This is a genomic window from Corallococcus terminator, assembly GCF_003611635.1.
Taxonomy (GTDB): domain Bacteria; phylum Myxococcota; class Myxococcia; order Myxococcales; family Myxococcaceae; genus Corallococcus; species Corallococcus terminator.
The window spans coordinates 1-16,938 of record NZ_RAVZ01000098.1 but is presented as its reverse complement, the minus strand read 5'-3'; the positions used below and the strand labels follow the sequence as shown (position 1 = coordinate 16,938).

At 66.6% G+C, this 16,938-nt stretch carries 16 protein-coding genes, 1 pseudogene and 1 riboswitch; of the genes and pseudogenes, 10 read left to right on the top strand and 7 right to left on the bottom strand.

Annotated features, from left to right (window positions below):
- The first annotated feature begins 146 nt into the window (after positions 1–146).
- The 3 genes from thiO (at position 147) to moaA (ending at position 3,745) form a co-directional block, all read left to right on the top strand.
- On the top strand, positions 147–1,262 hold the full coding sequence (gene thiO, locus D7V88_RS16075) for a glycine oxidase ThiO (RefSeq protein WP_120541518.1): 1,116 nt from the start codon (positions 147–149) through the stop codon (positions 1,260–1,262).
- A 168-nt stretch (positions 1,263–1,430) separates the two neighbouring features.
- The gene (locus D7V88_RS16070; RefSeq protein ID WP_120541517.1) at positions 1,431–2,678 is read left to right on the top strand and encodes an HD-GYP domain-containing protein; all 1,248 of its coding nucleotides are present in this window, start codon (positions 1,431–1,433) and stop codon (positions 2,676–2,678) included.
- A 62-nt stretch (positions 2,679–2,740) separates the two neighbouring features.
- Positions 2,741–3,745, top strand: a complete 1,005-nt coding sequence (moaA, locus tag D7V88_RS16065) for a GTP 3',8-cyclase MoaA (RefSeq protein WP_120541531.1) — start codon at positions 2,741–2,743, stop codon at positions 3,743–3,745.
- A gap of 3 nt (positions 3,746–3,748) precedes the next feature.
- Here the strand turns inward: moaA and D7V88_RS16060 are convergent, their stop codons facing one another.
- From D7V88_RS16060 to D7V88_RS16050, 5 genes and pseudogenes are all read right to left on the bottom strand, one after another.
- The gene (locus D7V88_RS16060; RefSeq protein ID WP_120541516.1) at positions 3,749–4,153 is read right to left on the bottom strand and encodes a DUF4870 domain-containing protein; all 405 of its coding nucleotides are present in this window, start codon (positions 4,151–4,153) and stop codon (positions 3,749–3,751) included.
- 130 nt (positions 4,154–4,283) lie between these two features.
- Positions 4,284–6,161, bottom strand: coding sequence for a phosphomethylpyrimidine synthase ThiC (gene thiC / locus D7V88_RS16055; RefSeq protein WP_120541515.1), 1,878 nt, complete (start codon positions 6,159–6,161; stop codon positions 4,284–4,286).
- A 45-nt stretch (positions 6,162–6,206) separates the two neighbouring features.
- A riboswitch (TPP riboswitch) is annotated at positions 6,207–6,318 on the bottom strand.
- Positions 6,319–6,458: 140 nt separating this feature from the next.
- Positions 6,459–7,547 carry a hypothetical protein gene (locus D7V88_RS42610; protein WP_147448754.1) on the bottom strand — a complete coding sequence of 363 codons (1,089 nt, stop codon included), beginning with the start codon at positions 7,545–7,547 and terminating at the stop codon, positions 6,459–6,461.
- A complete protein-coding gene (locus D7V88_RS42605) occupies positions 7,544–7,900 on the bottom strand; it encodes a hypothetical protein (protein WP_147448753.1) in 357 nt (118 codons plus the stop codon). Before D7V88_RS42605 ends, D7V88_RS42610 begins: the two co-directional genes overlap by 4 nt.
- 311 nt (positions 7,901–8,211) lie before the next feature.
- Positions 8,212–9,333, bottom strand: a pseudogene (locus D7V88_RS16050) (molybdopterin cofactor-binding domain-containing protein); the annotation flags it as partial.
- On the opposite strand from D7V88_RS16050, the gene D7V88_RS16045 reads away from it, so the two are divergent.
- The 6 genes from D7V88_RS16045 to D7V88_RS16020 all read left to right on the top strand — a co-directional run bounded on the left by D7V88_RS16045 (position 9,281) and on the right by D7V88_RS16020 (position 15,229).
- Positions 9,281–10,831, top strand: a complete 1,551-nt coding sequence (locus D7V88_RS16045) for an ABC transporter ATP-binding protein (RefSeq protein ID WP_244238177.1) — start codon at positions 9,281–9,283, stop codon at positions 10,829–10,831. The pseudogene D7V88_RS16050 and the gene D7V88_RS16045 sit on opposite strands and share 53 nt — an antisense overlap.
- 326 nt (positions 10,832–11,157) lie before the next feature.
- Positions 11,158–11,391 (top strand): hypothetical protein, encoded by a 234-nt coding sequence (locus tag D7V88_RS16040; protein WP_120533363.1) that lies wholly within the window; start codon positions 11,158–11,160, stop codon positions 11,389–11,391.
- An 86-nt stretch (positions 11,392–11,477) separates the two neighbouring features.
- Positions 11,478–13,127 (top strand): CTP synthase, encoded by a 1,650-nt coding sequence (pyrG, locus tag D7V88_RS16035; RefSeq protein WP_120541514.1) that lies wholly within the window; start codon positions 11,478–11,480, stop codon positions 13,125–13,127.
- Entirely contained in the window at positions 13,124–13,960 is an 837-nt protein-coding gene (gene kdsA / locus D7V88_RS16030; protein WP_120541513.1) for a 3-deoxy-8-phosphooctulonate synthase, read from the top strand. Before pyrG ends, kdsA begins: the two co-directional genes overlap by 4 nt.
- Positions 13,961–13,983: 23 nt before the next feature.
- Positions 13,984–14,556: a KdsC family phosphatase gene (locus D7V88_RS16025; RefSeq protein WP_208726313.1), complete on the top strand. Its 573-nt coding sequence runs from the start codon at positions 13,984–13,986 to the stop codon at positions 14,554–14,556.
- Between the two features lie 43 nt (positions 14,557–14,599).
- Positions 14,600–15,229 carry a response regulator gene (locus D7V88_RS16020; protein WP_120533359.1) on the top strand — a complete coding sequence of 210 codons (630 nt, stop codon included), beginning with the start codon at positions 14,600–14,602 and terminating at the stop codon, positions 15,227–15,229.
- A 127-nt stretch (positions 15,230–15,356) separates the two neighbouring features.
- Here D7V88_RS16020 and D7V88_RS16015 read toward each other — a convergent pair whose 3' ends face one another.
- A complete protein-coding gene (locus tag D7V88_RS16015; RefSeq protein WP_120541529.1) occupies positions 15,357–15,809 on the bottom strand; it encodes an Hsp20/alpha crystallin family protein in 453 nt (150 codons plus the stop codon).
- A 249-nt stretch (positions 15,810–16,058) separates the two neighbouring features.
- Positions 16,059–16,253: a CPXCG motif-containing cysteine-rich protein gene (locus D7V88_RS16010; RefSeq protein ID WP_120541511.1), complete on the bottom strand. Its 195-nt coding sequence runs from the start codon at positions 16,251–16,253 to the stop codon at positions 16,059–16,061.
- A gap of 83 nt (positions 16,254–16,336) precedes the next feature.
- Between D7V88_RS16010 and D7V88_RS16005 the strand changes: the two genes are divergently transcribed.
- Positions 16,337–16,938, top strand: a 602-nt coding sequence (locus D7V88_RS16005) for a GspE/PulE/PilB domain-containing protein (RefSeq protein ID WP_120541510.1), incomplete at its 3' end; no start/stop codon positions are given.

Here is a 16,938-nt window from a genome sequence, read left to right as displayed (position 1 = left end):
GGCCGATGATGCGCATGATGGTGATGCACGGAGATGGAACGCACGCCCCTAGGGTTAACGACCGGAGCCCCCGCCGTCAAGCCACCCCCGGGTCCAGGGTTGTCTTGAAGCTTGCAAACCCGTCCCTGCTTGAGCACAAGCGGCGCATGCGGACCTCGGACGTCCTGGTGGTTGGCGGTGGGTTGATGGGCTGCGGCATCGCGCTGCGTCTCAGGCAGGCGGGCGCGCGCGTCACGGTGCTGGAGCGCTCCATTCCCGGCGCGGAAGCCTCCAGCGCCGCCGCCGGCATCCTCGCGCCGCAGTGGGAGTCCGACGGTCCGGGGCCCTTCTTCGAGCTGTGCCTGAGAAGCCGCGCCCTCTATGGAAGCTTCGCCGCGGAGCTGCGCGAGCTGACGGGTGTGGACATCGCCTACCGCCCGTGTGGACTCTTGCGCATCGCGTTCGATGAAGCCGACCTCCACCACGTGGAGTCCACCGTGGGCTGGCAGCACGGCATGGGCCTGCGCGCGGTACTGCTGGACGGACAGGCCGCGAGGGAGCTGGAGCCCCACCTGTCACCAAAGGCCTTGGGCGCGGCGCACTTCCCGGATGACCATCAGGTCGACAACCGGCTGCTCGTGCGAGCCCTGACCATGGCCGCCGCGCGCGTGGGGACCACGTTCCGCAGCGGCCACGTGAGCGGCATCGTCCACGAGGGCGGCCGGGCGGTGGGCGTGGATCTGGATGGCGAGGTGCTGCGCGCGGATGCCGTCGTGCTGGCTGCGGGCTCCTGGTCGTCCCTGGTGCAGGGCGCGGGCGTGGCGGCGCAGGCGGTGAAGCCGGCGCGCGGCCAGATGATCCAGCTTCAAACGCGGCTGCCCCTGCTGGAGCGGGTGGTGACGTCCGCCAAGGGCTACCTGGTGCCGCGCGCGGACGGGCGGATCATCGCCGGCAGCACCATGGAGCACGTGGGCTTCGACAAGCAGGTGACGGCGGCGGGGCTGGCGCGGATCCTCGACATGGCGCTGGAGCTGTGCCCGGACCTGGGCCCCGCCCCGGTGACGGAGACCTGGGCCGGCTTCCGCCCGTGGACCCGGGACGCGCTGCCCTACATTGGCGAAGGGCCCGTGCCCGGCCTGTTCCTGGCCACCGGCCACTTCCGCAACGGCATCCTTCTCACCCCCATCACCGCGAAGCTGGTCGCCCAGGCGGTACTGGGCGAGAAGCCCTCCGTGGACCTCACCCCGTTTCGCTACGACCGGGCGCCCCTGACGCGGGGCTGAACGCCCCAGGCGCCCTACTCCGAGGGGCGGGAGCCATGACGCGGACCTGGGAGATGCCCCAGGCACCCAGGGCCTGCCCCCCGCCCTGGGCGGCAAGGAGGCGAGGCGGGTGGTAATTTCTCGCACTCGTTCGCCTTTAAGACCCGGAAACCTCTAGAATCTTCCTCCGTGGAAGCCATCCCCCCCGCCCCGCCTCGAATCCTGATCGTCGACGACGACGACTCCGTCCGCGACGTGATCTCCGTGCTCCTCCGTGAGGAGGGCTACAACTGCGTCGTGGCCAATGGCGCCGAGATGGCGCTCGATGTCGCGGGCGAAGAAGAGACGCCGCTCGTCATCAGCGACATGAAGATGCCGGGCCGTGACGGGCTGTGGCTGCTGGAGAACCTGCGCGAGCGGCTGCCGGACACGTCCGTCATCATGCTCACCGGCTACGGCGACACCGAGTCCGCGGTGGACTGTCTGCGCCGGGGCGCGGTGGACTACCTGCTCAAACCGCCCAAGCTCACCGACCTCATCCGAGCCATCGAGCGCGCGCTCGCCAAGCGCCGCATCGAGATGGCGCGCAAGCGCTACCAGAAGAAGCTCGAGGGCAAGGTGCGCGACCGCACCGCCGAGCTTCGCAGCGCGCTGCACAACATCGCCAACACGTACCAGAACACCCTGCTGGCGCTGGTGGCGGCTCTAGACGCGCGCGAGCACGAGACGAGCGACCACTCCCAGCGAGTCGTCAGCTATACGAGCGCCATCGCCAGCCGCATGGGCATCCACGGCAAGCAGATGGAGGAGATCGGCCGCGGGGCGCTCCTGCACGACATCGGCAAGATTGGCGTGCCGGACGCGGTGCTGCTCAAGCCCGGCAAGCTCACCCCCGACGAGTGGCTGGAGATGCGGCGTCATCCGGAGATCGGCTTCCAGATGATCCAGAACATCCCCTTCCTCTCCACCCCGGCGGACATCGTCCTGTCGCACCAGGAGCGGTTCGACGGCGCGGGCTACCCCCGCAACCTCCAGCGCAATGAAATCCACATCGGCGCGCGCATCTTCGCGGTGGCGGACACGCTGGACGCGATGACGAGCGACCGGCCGTACCGCAAGGGCACGACGTTCGCCAACGCCATCCAGGAGATCAAACGCTGCGCCAACACCCAGTTCGATCCGGACGTGGTGAAGGCGTTCCTGGACATCGGCGAGGAGGGGCTCATCCGCATCAAGAAGGAGATGGCGGAGAAGAAGCTCAACCCGCTGCAGGCCGCCGCCGACGCCGCCGAGGCCGAGACGGAGCTGGCGCGCCTCACCGACCTGGATGATGAGACGGACTCGCCCCCGGTGGGCCCGGCCTCCAGCGCGGTCGCGTCCCCTCTTCCCGGGGCCCCGCCGGTCGCGATCCGTTCAGCCTCGGGCACCGAGGGCTGATCGCCCCCACCGGGAGCGATGATTTCCCCGGGCGGGTTGTTATGAAGGCGGAAAGCCCCGTGATGACCGCCCCCCCGCCCGCATCCAATCCGCTCGCCCCGCCGTTGCTCGACGCGCAGGGGCGCTGCATGACGTACCTGCGGCTGAGCATCACGGACCGCTGCAACTTCCGCTGCTCCTACTGCTCCCCGGCGTCCTGGGGCGGCAAGAAGGACCTGCTGGACGCCGCGGAGTTCGAACGCATCGTCTCCGTGTTCGCGCGCATGGGCATCCGCCGCGTGCGCCTCACCGGCGGCGAGCCCCTCATCCGGCCGGACATCCAGGAGATCGCCCGGAGGCTCGCCGCGGTGCCGGGCATCCAGCACCTGGCCATCACCACCAACGCCAGCCGCCTGGAGACCCTCGCCGTCCCCCTGCGCGAGGCGGGCGTCACCCAGCTCAACCTGAGCCTGGACACGCTGTCCGCGGAGACGTTCCGGCGCATCTCCAAGCAGGGTGACTTCGACGCGCTGATGCGCGGCATCGACGCGGCTGCGGCGGCGGGCTTCCAGTCGCTGAAGCTCAACGTCGTGGTGATGCGCGGCATCAACGACGCGGAGGTGCCCGCGCTGGTGGACTTCGCGCACGCACGCGGCATCACCCCACGCTTCATCGAGCTGATGCCCTTCGGTCAGGGCACGCCGGTGCCCACGGCGGAGCTCCTGGAGCGGCTGGCGGCCACCGGGAGGACGCTCACCGAGGAGCCCCAGGAGGACGCTGCGTCACCCACTTCCGGGCCCGCGCGCTACTGGCGCACGACGGGCGGACGCGTGGGGTTCATCTCCCCCCTGACGCAGAACTTCTGCGGCGGGTGCAACCGGGTGCGGGTGGCGTCCAACGGGGACCTGCGAAGCTGCCTGGGCGGCCGGGCGCAGGCGCCGCTGCACCAGCTCATCCGGGGCGGGGCCACCGACGCGGAGCTGGCCATGGCCGTGCGCCGCGCGCTGGGGGACAAGCCGGAGGGACACCGTTTCACGGAGGCCGGAAACGGTGCCACGCTCCTGCCCATGATGGGCATCGGCGGCTGACGGCTACTTCACCAGCCGGAGGTTGACGGGGTAGCGGTACAGCTCACCGTCGTTGGCCTTCAGGCCCGCGATGACGGTGAACACGATGGAGCCCAGCGCCACGATGGGCACCAGCAGGAAGCCCACGCCCACGCACATCAGCACGGCGGAGACCGCCATCGCGAGGAAGGTGGTGATCTGGAAGTTGAGCGACTCCACCGCGTGCGAGCGGACGAAGGAGGACTCCTTGCCCTTCGTCAGCATCAGGAACAGCGGCACCGCCCAGCCCAGGAAGCCCGCGCCCACCACGATGCCGGCGATGGAGCCCAGGTGCGCCAACATGCCCATCGTCTTCTCATCCGTGCTCGCCGTGGGCGAACCCGTGATGAACGACCCGAACTGCTGCTCCTCGCGCTGCTCTGGCTCCATGAAACGCCCTCCAAAAATGAACGGGGCGCGACGGGTTGCGCCCTGAAGGTTCGCAACATGGCACGGCGTGTCGGTGCCTGTCATCCAGCGGACGAGGAGCCTCAAGGAGGCCCCCGCCCGCCTGGAGGCTTCAGCGGTACAGCTCGCTGCCGGCCTTCTTGAATTCCTCGCTCTTCTCCTGCATCCCCGTCTCCAGCGCCTGGACCTCGTTGACGCCCACCTTGTCGGCGTAGTCGCGCACGTCCTGGGTGATCTTCATGGAGCAGAAGTGCGGGCCGCACATGGAGCAGAAGTGGGCGACCTTGGCCCCTTCGGCGGGGAGCGTCTCGTCGTGGAAGGCGCGGGCGCGCTCGGGATCCAGCGACAGGTTGAACTGATCCTCCCAGCGGAACTCGAAGCGCGCCTTGGACAGAGCGTTGTCGCGCGCCTGGGCGCCCGGGTGACCCTTGGCCAGGTCCGCGGCGTGGGCGGCGATCTTGTACGTGATGACGCCTTCCTTCACGTCATCGCGGTTGGGCAGGCCCAGGTGCTCCTTGGGCGTCACGTAGCAGAGCATCGCCGTGCCGAACCAGCCGATCATCGCCGCGCCAATGCCACTGGTGAAGTGGTCGTAGCCGGGCGCGATGTCCGTGGTGAGGGGCCCCAGCGTGTAGAAGGGCGCCTCGTGGCACACGGCGAGCTGCTTCGTCATGTTCTCCTGGATGAGGTGCATGGGGACGTGGCCGGGGCCTTCGATCATCACCTGCACGTCGTGCTTCCAGGCGACCTTCGTCAGCTCGCCCAGCGTCTCCAGCTCCCCGAACTGCGCGGCGTCGTTCGCGTCGGCGATGGAGCCGGGGCGCAGGCCGTCGCCCAGGCTGAAGCTGACGTCGTACGCCTTCATGATCTCGCAGATCTCCTCGAAGTGCGTGTAGAGGAAGTTCTCCTTGTGGTGCGCGAGGCACCACTTGGCGAGGATGGAGCCGCCGCGGCTGACGATGCCGGTGAGGCGCTTCGCGGTGAGCGGGACGTACTGGAGCCGCACTCCGGCGTGGATGGTGAAGTAGTCCACGCCCTGCTCTGCCTGTTCGATGAGCGTGTCGCGGAAGATGTCCCACGTGAGCTCTTCGGCCTTGCCGTTGACCTTCTCCAGGGCCTGGTAGATGGGCACGGTGCCGATGGGTACGGGCGCGTTGCGGAGGATCCACTCGCGCGTCTCGTGGATGTTGCGGCCGGTGGACAGGTCCATGACGGTGTCCGCGCCCCAGCGGATGGACCAGACCATCTTCTCCACCTCCTCCTCGATGGAGGACGTGACGGCGGAGTTGCCGATGTTGGCGTTGATCTTCACCAGGAAGTTGCGGCCGATGATCATCGGCTCCAGCTCCGGGTGGTTGATGTTGGCGGGGATGATGGCGCGGCCCCGGGCGATCTCCTCGCGCACGAACTCCGGTGTAATCACGCGCGGGATGGCGGCGCCAAAGGAGTTGCCGGGGTGCTGGGCGGCGAGCGACGCGTGCAGCTTCTGGTTCTCACGCACGGCGACGTATTCCATCTCCGGCGTGATGATGCCCTTGCGGGCGTAGTGCATCTGGCTGACGTTGCCGCCTGCCTTCGCGACGCGGGGCTTGCGGATGTGGTTGAAGCGCAGGCCGGCGAGGCGAGGATCGGCTTCACGGGCGCGGCCGTACTCGGAGGTGATGCCGGCGAGTTCCTGGGTGTCCGCGCGGGCGTGGATCCAGTTCTCACGCAAGGCGGACAGGCCCCGGCGCAGGTCGATGTCCGCGGCAGGGTCGGTGTAGGGGCCGCTGGAGTCGTAGACATGAACGGGAGGGTTGGCCGTCTCCGGGCCGGAGCCTACGGGGCCGTGGTGGCGGGTGGGCGTCTGGGCGATTTCGCGCAGGGGGACACGGATGTCGGGGTGCAGGGTCCCGGACACGTAGACCTTCTGGGAGGCGGGAAGCGGGCCTCGGCTGATCCCCTCCAACACCTTCCCGTCGACCTTCAGGCTCTTGGACGCTCCACTCATCGGACGGCTCCTCGTGACAACGGACGGGAGACGGGACGGGAGCATGGAGCGCCCACACCGCTTCCCTCCGCCGGTATTAACCGGTTCAGGTTCAAAGGGTCGGACGCGGCAACGCGACCGTCTCAGCCCCCTTCCGGAGGCGCCCCTAGCGACTGCGGAGCGGTGTAGCGCAGGGGGAAGCGGGCTTCAACCGGGGCACGCACGAGCCCCTGGCCAGTGGACGCATGGTGGCCCTGCGGGGAGGGGCTCAGTAGGCTCTTCGATCAGAATCACTGATCTTGGCGTTAGCCTTGATCATTAATCTGCAAGGTTAGTCACTTCCACAACTGTTGAACTGCCGCGGGTCCTGTAAAGCTCCCCCGACACACGTCTCCGCTGGCCAAGAGATTCAAGAGCTGACTTAAGAACGGCAGTGTTCTTAAAAAAGCATTTATACGACCGCTTATCCACATTAATTCGCATTGATCGCTGATCTATATCGACCGCACGAATAATACCAACCTCATCGAACTCTTGGGGCGGGCGGCGCTCCTTAACAACCGTAAACATACGCTCTGCATAATACGGCTGAATCTTCACAGGCTGCAATCCAGGAATAAACCTACCCCCCAGTTCAACCATCCGAATTGACTCCTCCTGACTTGGCACAAGCCTCATTGCCAGCAATGCGACTCTCTCAGGAAACTCTTCCTCTGGGAGCTTGTCTATCAACGACTCAATAGACGCATTCGACGTAGCAGCCCAATCATTTACAGCAACCAATTGCGCAAGCCCGCGCTGAACCTCTTGTGATCGGCTAGATTCCACCTGATCAAGCGGCAGCACAATGTGGGCAGGAACTCCGTTTGCTGGCACAACGATTACATCTGGCATTGCAAAGTCGATGGCCTCCTCTAACTCGTGGGATGCACGCCCACGCGTACCAGTAGGCCTGGAGACCGCGCGGAGCACACGATGCAACTCTTCGTAGTACGAACTCAGAGAGGAGGCTCGAGGAATTGAAACAGACTCACGTAGCCACAATCTCAGGACGAGGTCGTGGCTCGCGAAGATATTGTCGGGCTGCATGTCGCGAACAATGTGCTCGCTGAGTCTCTTAAGGAGGCTGATGAATTCACTTTCTCGGCCATATCTTTTGGTCAAGCCGAATAGTGGATAGGGCGGCGCCTCGGGAAAGGTTTGCCTCAGAAATCCGTGATACTCATCAAGCACTGCCCGAGGGTTACTCTTCTCAATTTCTGGGCGAAGCGTTACCGACCGAAACTCAAGCAGTTGCAATACTTGCATTTCGACACTCTCATCAGAGCCCCACATCTTAGGCGCCGAAAGAATGGCTTCTATCTGTTCGTCAATATACGCAAGGATTGTCGTCTGAAGAGCGCTCATACAGGGTGGATCTCTAGGTCGTCAGGATGCTCCCAGTGGGTCTGAAGGTAGTTGGTAGCAACGGTACCGTCTGGGCCGGTCAGAGCATCGACGTAATGGAGCATGACTTCGTTCATATAGTGCACATACCAGGGTTCCCCCCACTTTGCGGTCCTACCCACCGGTATAATGAAGCGGGCTCGCTTCAGTTTGGAACTCGGAACAATTTTCAGGACTTGGGCACTACCGTCCAACTCCTTGGCAATCGGAAGAATCGCCTCTGCAGCCGCGTCGCATTGTCCGCCTTCAGCGGGATACTGCTGTAGAATTGAGTAAACAGCTTTTTTTTGCGTCGCCTTCCAGTCAATAGTCATTCTATCGCTCTCCAGTGTTGAGCATCTCATTATCAAGCTACCGCAAATTCTATAGAAAGCCCTACTCTAACACCTGCAGGCCGCCCTTGACGCATCGCTCCAAGACATTGGCGAGAGGGGTAACTGCACGGCACAGAGATGCCACGCAGACTTCGGACTTTTGGGGGCAAGCCCTCTTGGCGCTGCAGGCTGGCTACAGCGCATGTGGCGGAAAGGGAAACGTGGGCCGCAGGCACAGCGGCATGTCGCTGCGTTACGCATCGCGCCTGCTAAAGTAAATTTGTCACCTATGATCCACTGAAAGCTCGACATCACACCTTCACGGTCTTCACCAACGGCAGCTCCCGCACCCGGGTCCCCGTGAGCGCGAACACGGCATTAGCCAGGGCCGGGGCCACGGGAGGCACTCCGGGCTCGCCCACGCCTCCCGGCGGACCATCGCTCGGGATGATGTCCACGTGGATCTTCCGGGGCGTCTCCGCGATGCGCGCCAGCCGGTAGTCCCGGAAGTTGCTCTGCACCGTGGCGCCGTCCTTCATCGTGATTTCGCCGTACAGCCCCAGGCTCAGGCCGAACACCACCGCGCCCTCCATCTGGGCCCGCACGCGCTCCAGGTTGATGATGGTGCCCGCGTCCGCGACGATCCACGCCTCGTCCACGCGGATCTGCTCGTTGGCGTCCTTCACCACGGACACCACCACCGCGACGTAGGTCAGGAAGCTGCGGTGCGCCGCGAGCCCCAGCGACCGACCCTCACGCTTGCGCTCATCCCACCGCGCCAGCCCCGTCACCCGCTCAATCACGCGCCGGAGCCGTGCCGTGTCCACCGGGTGCTGTTCCAGCGACTGCCCGTAGTTCGGCACCTTCGCCACGCCCAGGTCCTTCGGCGTCACGATGCGGGAGGGCCCCAGCACCTCCAGCAACGTGTCGCGCGGATCCGTGCCGCGCGTGTGCGCCAACTCGTCGATGAAACTCTGCACCGCGAACGCGTGGTAGATGTTCGCCACGGACCGCAGCCAGCCGATGCGCGTGTGTGCCCGCGCTTCGCAGTTCTCCATCCGGACGTCGGGGATGGCCAGCGGCAGATCCACGATGCCCTGCCCCATCTCCCCGTCCCCCGCGAACGTCGCGTCGGAGAACGTGGAGCCAATGGGCGGGAACGCGATGCGCTGGTGCCACGCCACCACCTTGCCGCTCGCGTCCAGGCCCGCCTCCAGCCGCTGCGCGCTCGTCGAATGGTAGTAGTCGTGGCGCACGTCATCCTCACGCGTCCACTGCAGGCGCACCGGCGCGCCCACCGCCCTCGCCACCAGCGCCGCCTCCACCACGTAGTCCGGCTTCGACTTGCGGCCGAACCCGCCTCCCAACAGCGTCACGTGGATCGTCACCTTCGACGGATCCATCCCCAGCGCCGTCGCCACCTCGCTGCGCGCCTACTTCTTCAGCGTCTCCGGCGAGCGCGTGGTGATGCGCCTGCGCCGCGACTTCTTCCGCGGGCTGATGAACCAGGAGGTGGCCTTCTTCGACACCCACCGCACCGGCGAACTCACCAGCCGGCTGTCGTCCGACACCACCGTCCTGCAGAACACCGTGAGCGTGAACGTCTCCATGGGCCTGCGCCACGCCATGCAGGCGCTGGGCGGCATCGCGCTGCTCTTCTACACCTCGCCCTCGCTCACCTTCCTGATGCTCGCCGTCGTCCCGCTGGTGGCGGTGGGCAGCGTGCTCTACGGGCGGCGCGTGCGCCACCTCGCGCGGGAGGTGCAGGACGCGCTGGCCAAGGCCGGAGAGGTCGCCGAGGAGAGCCTGTCCGGCCTGCGCACCGTGCGCAGCTTCGCGGCGGAACCGTCGGAGGTGATGCGCTACGGCAACACCGTGCAGCACGCCTTCGAGGTCGCCCGCAGCCGCGTGCGCCAGAGCGCCATCTTCATCGGCGCGGTCTCCAGCGCGGGCTACATCGCCGCGGTGGCGGTGTTCTGGTACGGCGGCCGGCTGGTGGTGGACGGACAGCTCACCGTGGGCGCCCTCACCTCGTTCCTCATCTACACGATGCTCGTGGCCATGTCCCTGGGCTCCCTGGCGGACCTGTGGGCGGACTTCATGCGCGCCTCGGGCGCCGCCGAGCGCGTCTTCGAACTGATGGACCGGCAGCCCGCCATCCCCATCGCCCAGGGTGAACGCCCCGCCACCGTCGAAGGCCGGGTGGACTTCCAGGACGTGAGGTTCGCCTACCCCTCGCGCCCGGACGTGCAGGTGCTCCAGGGCATCGACCTCACCCTCCAGGCCGGAGAGGTCGTCGCCGTGGTGGGCTCCTCCGGCGCCGGCAAGTCCACCCTCGCCGCCCTCCTGTCGCGCTTCTACGACCCGCAGCAGGGCCGGCTGCTCCTGGACGGCCGCGCGCTGGACACGCTGGACCCAAGCTGGCTGCGCACGCACGTGGGCATGGTCGCCCAGGAGCCCCTGCTGTTCTCCTGCTCCATCGGGGACAACATCCGCTACGGCCGCCCGGACGCCACCGACGCGCAGGTGGAGGCCGCCGCCCGGGCCGCCCACGCGCACGACTTCATCAGCCGCTTCCCGGACGGCTACAAGACCGCGGTGGGCGAGCGCGGCGTGCAGCTCTCCGGCGGCCAGAAGCAGCGCGTCGCCATTGCCCGCGCCGTGCTCAAGGACCCGCGCATCCTCGTGCTGGACGAGGCCACCTCCGCCCTGGACGCGGAGAGCGAGCACCTGGTGAAGGACGCCCTGGAGCGACTGATGCGGGGGCGCACCACCCTCATCATCGCCCACCGCCTGTCCACCGTGGCCAACGCCCACCGGGTGCTGGTGCTGGAGTCGGGCCGTGTGGTCCAGAGCGGCACACACGCCAGCCTCATGAGCCAGGACGGCCTCTACCGCCGCCTCGTGGAGCACCAGGTGGTCGCCGCCTGAACGGTCGTTCCCCGGCCGGCACCCTCCATCCCGCAGTCCCCGTGGCGCGAAAAGCAGGGGCGCATTATCTCAAGCGCCTCAAGAAAGGAGGTGATGCCTTGATCGACAGCAAGAATCAGGCGTCTACCTCCGTCGCGGTTTCCTGCTAGCCCAGGGGTCTCCCGGCGGTGGTTGACGTCCGCGGTACCGGTCGCCCTCGTCTCCCGACGGGGGCGACTTTTTTTGTCCGTCCTACCCCCTGGGAATGTCCGTCCGACCTGCCGGTTCGAGCCGACGGGGGGAGAAGCGCCATCCACGACTGCCGTGGTCGCCCATCGGAGAGCTCCGTGTCCATCACGCCGTGTCCCATCCCCCTGCCTTCCGCCCTCCGTGACGAGGAGACGGTGGACGACCAGCGCAACCTCTTCTGCCCCAACTACGACGCCTGTCTCCACCAGGTCGTGAAGAAAGGCTGGGAAGGCTGGAGTTGCCGAGGTTGCGACCTGCGCCGCTTCCGCGTGGGGCAGCCGTCCGCCCAGCAGTTCGCGGTCGCCAGGCCGGGGGGTTGGGACGCGCAGTGAACCGCCGGCCGGCCTCCCGGGGCCAGCCAGCCGTTCACCCGGCAGAGATTATTTGACGCACCCTGGCCCTCTTGGCAGGAAGGGACATGCGCTCCAAGAAAACCAAGTTCATCTTCGTGACGGGCGGCGTGGTCAGCTCGCTGGGGAAGGGACTGGCCTCCGCATCCATTGGCGCCCTCCTGGAGAACCGCGGGCTGGACATCACGCTCATCAAGCTGGATCCGTACATCAACGTGGATCCGGGCACGATGAGCCCCTTCCAGCACGGCGAGGTCTTCGTCACCGAGGACGGTGGCGAGACCGACATGGACCTGGGCCACTACGAGCGGTTCACCCACGCCCGGATGAGCCGCCTCAACAACTTCACCTCCGGCCGCATCTACAACGCGGTCATCACCAAGGAACGCCGCGGTGAGTACCTGGGCAAGACGGTCCAGGTGATTCCCCACATCACCGACGAGATCAAGGCCAGCATCCGCCAGGCCTCGCAGGACGTGGACGTCGTCATCGTGGAGGTCGGCGGAACGGTGGGCGACATCGAATCGCTGCCCTTCCTCGAGGCCATCCGCCAGATGCGCTACGACGTGGGCAGCCAGAACGCGGTCTACATCCACCTGACGCTCCTGCCGTACATCGGCGCCGCGGGCGAGGTGAAGACCAAGCCCACGCAGCACTCGGTGATGAAGCTGCGCGAAATCGGCATCCAGCCGGACTTCCTCCTGTGCCGCACCGACCGGGAGATTTCGCGCGAGCTGAAGGACAAGATCGCCATGTTCTGCAACGTGGACAACGGCAACGTGTTCACGTCCCCCGACGTGCGCAGCATCTACGAGCTGCCCCTGGAACTGCACCGCCAGGGCCTGGATGAGCGGCTGGCGGAGGTGCTCAACATCTGGAGCCGCGCGCCCCACCTGGAGAAGTGGGAGACCATCGTCCGGAAGATCTACGAGCCCGCGCGAGGTGAAGTCACCGTCGCCATCGTGGGCAAGTACGTGAACCTCACGGAGAGCTACAAGAGCCTCAACGAGTCCCTGCTCCACGGCGGCATCGCCAACGACGTGCGCGTGCGCTTGCGCTTCGTGGACAGCCAGGACGTGGAGGCCCAAGGGGCGGAGACGACGCTCGCGGGCGTGGATGCGGTGCTCGTGCCCGGCGGCTTCGGCGTGCGCGGCACCGAAGGGAAGATCGCCGCGGTCCGCTACGCGCGCGAACAGAAGCTGCCCTTCTTCGGCATCTGCCTGGGCCTCCAGATGGCGGTGGTGGAGTTCAGCCGCTCCGTGCTGGGCCTCCAGGGCGCCAACAGCCTGGAGTTCGACGAGCACACCGCCCACCCGGTGGTGACGCTGATGGAGAGCCAGGTGAAGGTGCAGGACAAGGGCGGCACCATGCGCCTGGGCAGCTACGCGTGCGCGCTCAAGGAAGGCACCGTCGCGCGCAAGCTCTACGCGCAGGAGGCCATCCAGGAGCGCCACCGGCACCGCTACGAGGTGAACAACGCCTACCGCGGCCGGCTCCAGGAGGCGGGGCTCGTCATCTCCGGACACAACCCGGAGCTGAATCTGGTGGAGATGATTGAACTGTCGGATCATCCCTACTTCGTCGGCTGCCAGTTCCACCCGGAGTTCAAGAGCAAGCCCTTCGCTCCCCACCCCCTCTTCTCTGGCTTCATCGGCGCGGCGCTCGCCCAGCGGGACTCCTCCCGCGGCGCGGCTCCCGCCACCCCGGTGCGCGCATGAGCACGACGCCTTCCATCCAACTGTGCGGCCACAAGGTCGGCCCCGGTCAGAAGCTCTTCGTCATCGCCGGCCCGGACAGCATCGAGTCCGAGGAGATGGCCCTGCGCCACGCCCACCTGCTCAAGGGCATCACCGACCGGCTGGGCGTCCCGTATGCCTTCAAATGTTCCTATGACAAAGCCAACCGGACCAGCGGCAAGTCGTTCCGTGGACCGGGTTTGAAGGAAGGTCTGAGAATCCTCGACCGCGTGAAGCGGGAAGTGGGCGTTCCCGTCCTCACGGACGTCCATGAAACCAGCCACGTCGGGCCAGCCGCTGAAGTCGTGGATATCATCCAGATACCTGCCTTCCTGTGCCGGCAGACGGACCTGGTGGAGGCGGTGGCGCGCTCGGGCCGGGGGGTGAACTTGAAGAAGGGACAGTTCGTCGCTCCCAAGGACATCGTCCACTCGGCGCGCAAGGCCGTGGAGACGGGCAACCCCAACATCCTCGTCACCGAGCGGGGCTCCTCCTTCGGCTACAACAACCTCGTGGTCGACATGCGCGGCCTCGCCCAGATGCGCGAAGCCGGCCTCGTCGTGTGCATGGACGCCACCCACGCCGTGCAGCTCCCCAGCTCCAGCGACGGGACGACGGGCGGCGAGCGCAGGTTCGTCTCACTGCTGGCCCGCAGCGCCGCTGCCGCCGGGATTGACGCTTTATTCACAGAAGTCCACGAAGACCCCGACCGTGCCCTGTGTGACGGTCCGTGCTCGCTCAATCCACAGATGTTCGAGGACGTGGTACGAGATGTGCTCAGCATCCGTCGCGCGCTGGGTCACGAAGCCGGTTGATGGACGCGAAAGGTGAGGAGGCCATGCAGACGGAAGCGCCTTCCAAACCGGGCAGGGAAGAGCTGACGTCTCGTGCGTCACGCGTGCGCCTGCTTGTGTTCGACGTCGACGGCGTCCTCACCGACGGCGGCCTGTATTACGGCGACAACGGCGAAGCGATGAAGCGCTTCAACGTGAAGGATGGCCATGCGCTGGTGATGGCCCGGCTGGTGGGCCTGCCCGCCGCCATCCTCACCGCGCGCACGTCGCGCATCGTGGAAGCGCGCGGCCGCGAGCTGGGCCTGGCCGCCGTGTTTCAGGGCCGCAAGCAGAAGGGCCCGGCGCTGGAAGAGCTGCTCGCCCAGCTCCAGGTGCCCGCTGAAGCGTGCGCCTACATGGGCGATGACCTCAACGACCTGGACCCCATGTCGCTCGCAGGGCTTTCCGCCTGTCCGGCGGATGCGGTTCCTGAGGTGCGCCAGGACGCGCACTTCGTTACCCAGAACGTTGGCGGTCACGGAGCCGCCCGCGAATTGGTGGAGTTGTGCCTCCGTGCCAGTAGCCGCTGGGATGACGCCGTGGGTCTGATGAGAAGTCCTGATAAACGCAGCAGGTAGGTGGGTTGATCAAACCCCGCATCCAAGGTAGGTGTTTATTTCCATGGCAAGTGGAACGATGCAGTCCGAGGGGAGTACGGCGATGACGGACCAGCTCTACACGACGCACGACATCAGTCGGTTGCTTCAGGTGGATCCGTCGACGGTGAGCAAGTGGATCGACCGGGGCATCCTGATGGCCTTCCGCACGCCGGGCGGTCACCGCCGGGTGCGCTCGACCGACCTGCGCACCTTCCTGGTCACCCACCAGATGCCCGTGCCCGAGGAGCTGGGCAGCAGCACGGTGCGCCTGCTGATTGTCGACGACGAGCGACAGACGCTGGATGCCATCAAGCGCGCGTTCAAGCCTTACGCGAACCAGGTGGAGATCCAGACGACGACGAGCGGCGTGGAGGCGCTCCTGCTGGTGTCGGAGCAGAAGCCGCACGGGATGCTCATGGACATCAACATGCCGGACATCGACGGCATCGAGGTCTGCAAGCGCATCCGTGCGCGCAAGCAGATGGAGGGCGTGCGGCTCATCACCATGACGAGCAATCACACGCCGGACGTCGTGGAGCAGTCCAAGCAGGCCGGTGCGGTGGCGTGCCTGGCCAAGCCCCTGGACGTGAACGCGGTGCTGGAGCTGTTCCGGGTGCCCATGGCCCTCGGCGCCAGCGCCAACCGCAAGTAAAGGACGGGGGCTTCCGCCTGGCCCACAGCGGAAGCCCTCGGGTCGGTTGATGCTGGCGGGAGTCGCCGCACCTCGTCTTTCGCGAGGACAGCGGCCTCCCTGAGTGGCGTCGGGTGATGCACGTGCATCAGCCCTGGACCTTCACCTCGACGACGCGGGGCTTGGTCTCCTCGCGACGCGGCAGGGTGAGGGACAGCACGCCGTTGTCGTAGCGGGCCTCCACACGGGTGGCATCCACCGTGTCGGGCAGGCGGAACTGACGCGCGTAGACGCCGGTGGAACGCTCCTGGCGGCGCAGCGTGGTGCCCTCCGCGACGGCCTCCCCCTTGCGCTCGGAGCGCACGGTCAGCACGTTGTTCTCCACCTTCACCTGGATGGCCTTGGCGTCGTGGCCGGGCAGGTCGATGCGCAGCGTGATGCCGGCCTCGGCTTCGAGGATGTCGGCCGCGGGCGTCAGGGTGTGCTCCATGTCCGGGCGGGTGTTGGCGGTCGCCGAGGACAGCTCGCGGAAGAGCAGGTCGAAGTCGCGCAGCAGGGGCAGCGTGACGGCGGCGTTGTAGGCATTGCGGTTGCTAAGCATGGACTTCTCCTGTGCGTGTCGTCCCATGGGACGCACGTCGTGCGGGTTCACGGTCGTTGTTGAGTGCGGCGGGCGGGCCCAGGCTTCGGTGTTTCAGGAGGGCCCGTCAGCGCCTCACAAGACTCAAGAGAACCATGCTTTGAAACGTGTCAAGCAACGGCCCCGGCCGTTCCGGACGCGGTGCGGGAGGCACCCTGCCTGTCCGCCTGGCCGCCTGCCTTCCGGCCGGAGAGGCATTGGCCGGCAGGCTCAATCGTCGTCGCGGCCCAGGGTGACAGAGGGCCCGTCCTCGTCCCGGGTGACCTTCACCTCCCAGGGCCGGCAGCAGACGGGGCAGTCCTCCACGTAGGCCTCGGAGGAGGCGCCCAGCGAGTCCACGTCGACTTCCACCTCTTCACCGCAGTACGGGCACGTCTGGGTGGCGGCATCCGCGAAGGGCTGCATCGTCGGCCTCCTGGCCTCTTGGTGAGGCAGTTCGACGACGTGGACTGAGCGTCCGCGCCATCAGACGCTAGAATCCCCACCCCATGGCTCCCCCTTCCCGAAATCGCATCGCCGACATCCTCATCAAGGCGCGCGTCATCGACGAGTTGCAGCTTCGCAGCGCGCTCGCGTCGCTGGACCAGTGGGGCGGGCGCGTATCGCGCGTCGTCTCGGACCTGGGACTGGCGTCCGAGGAGACCATCACCCAGGCCATCTGCCAGGGGCTGGGAATGCCGCGCGTGCAGTTGGGAAACCTGACGAAGGACGCGGCCGCGCTGTCGCGCGTGGACGTCATCCTCGCCGAACAGAAGGGCGTCTTCCCCGTCCAGCTCAAGGACAACGGCAAGACGCTGGTCCTGGCGATGTCGGACCCCACGGACCTCGCGACGTTGGACCAGGTGGCGGCGCGCAGCCGCGCCCGCGTGGTGCCCATGGTGGCGGGCGACCGTGAAATCGAGCACGCCATCCTGCGCCACTACCGCAACCAGGAGCCGGTGGAGAAGAAGCGCTTCAAGCCCGACTCGAAGCAGCAGGACGCGGGCGAACTCCCGGAGGAGGAGGAGTTCAAGGTCGTGGACATGAGCGGCAAGACGGTCGTCAAGCGCATCAGCGACATCGTCGACCCGAACGCCGCCCCGCCCGCCGC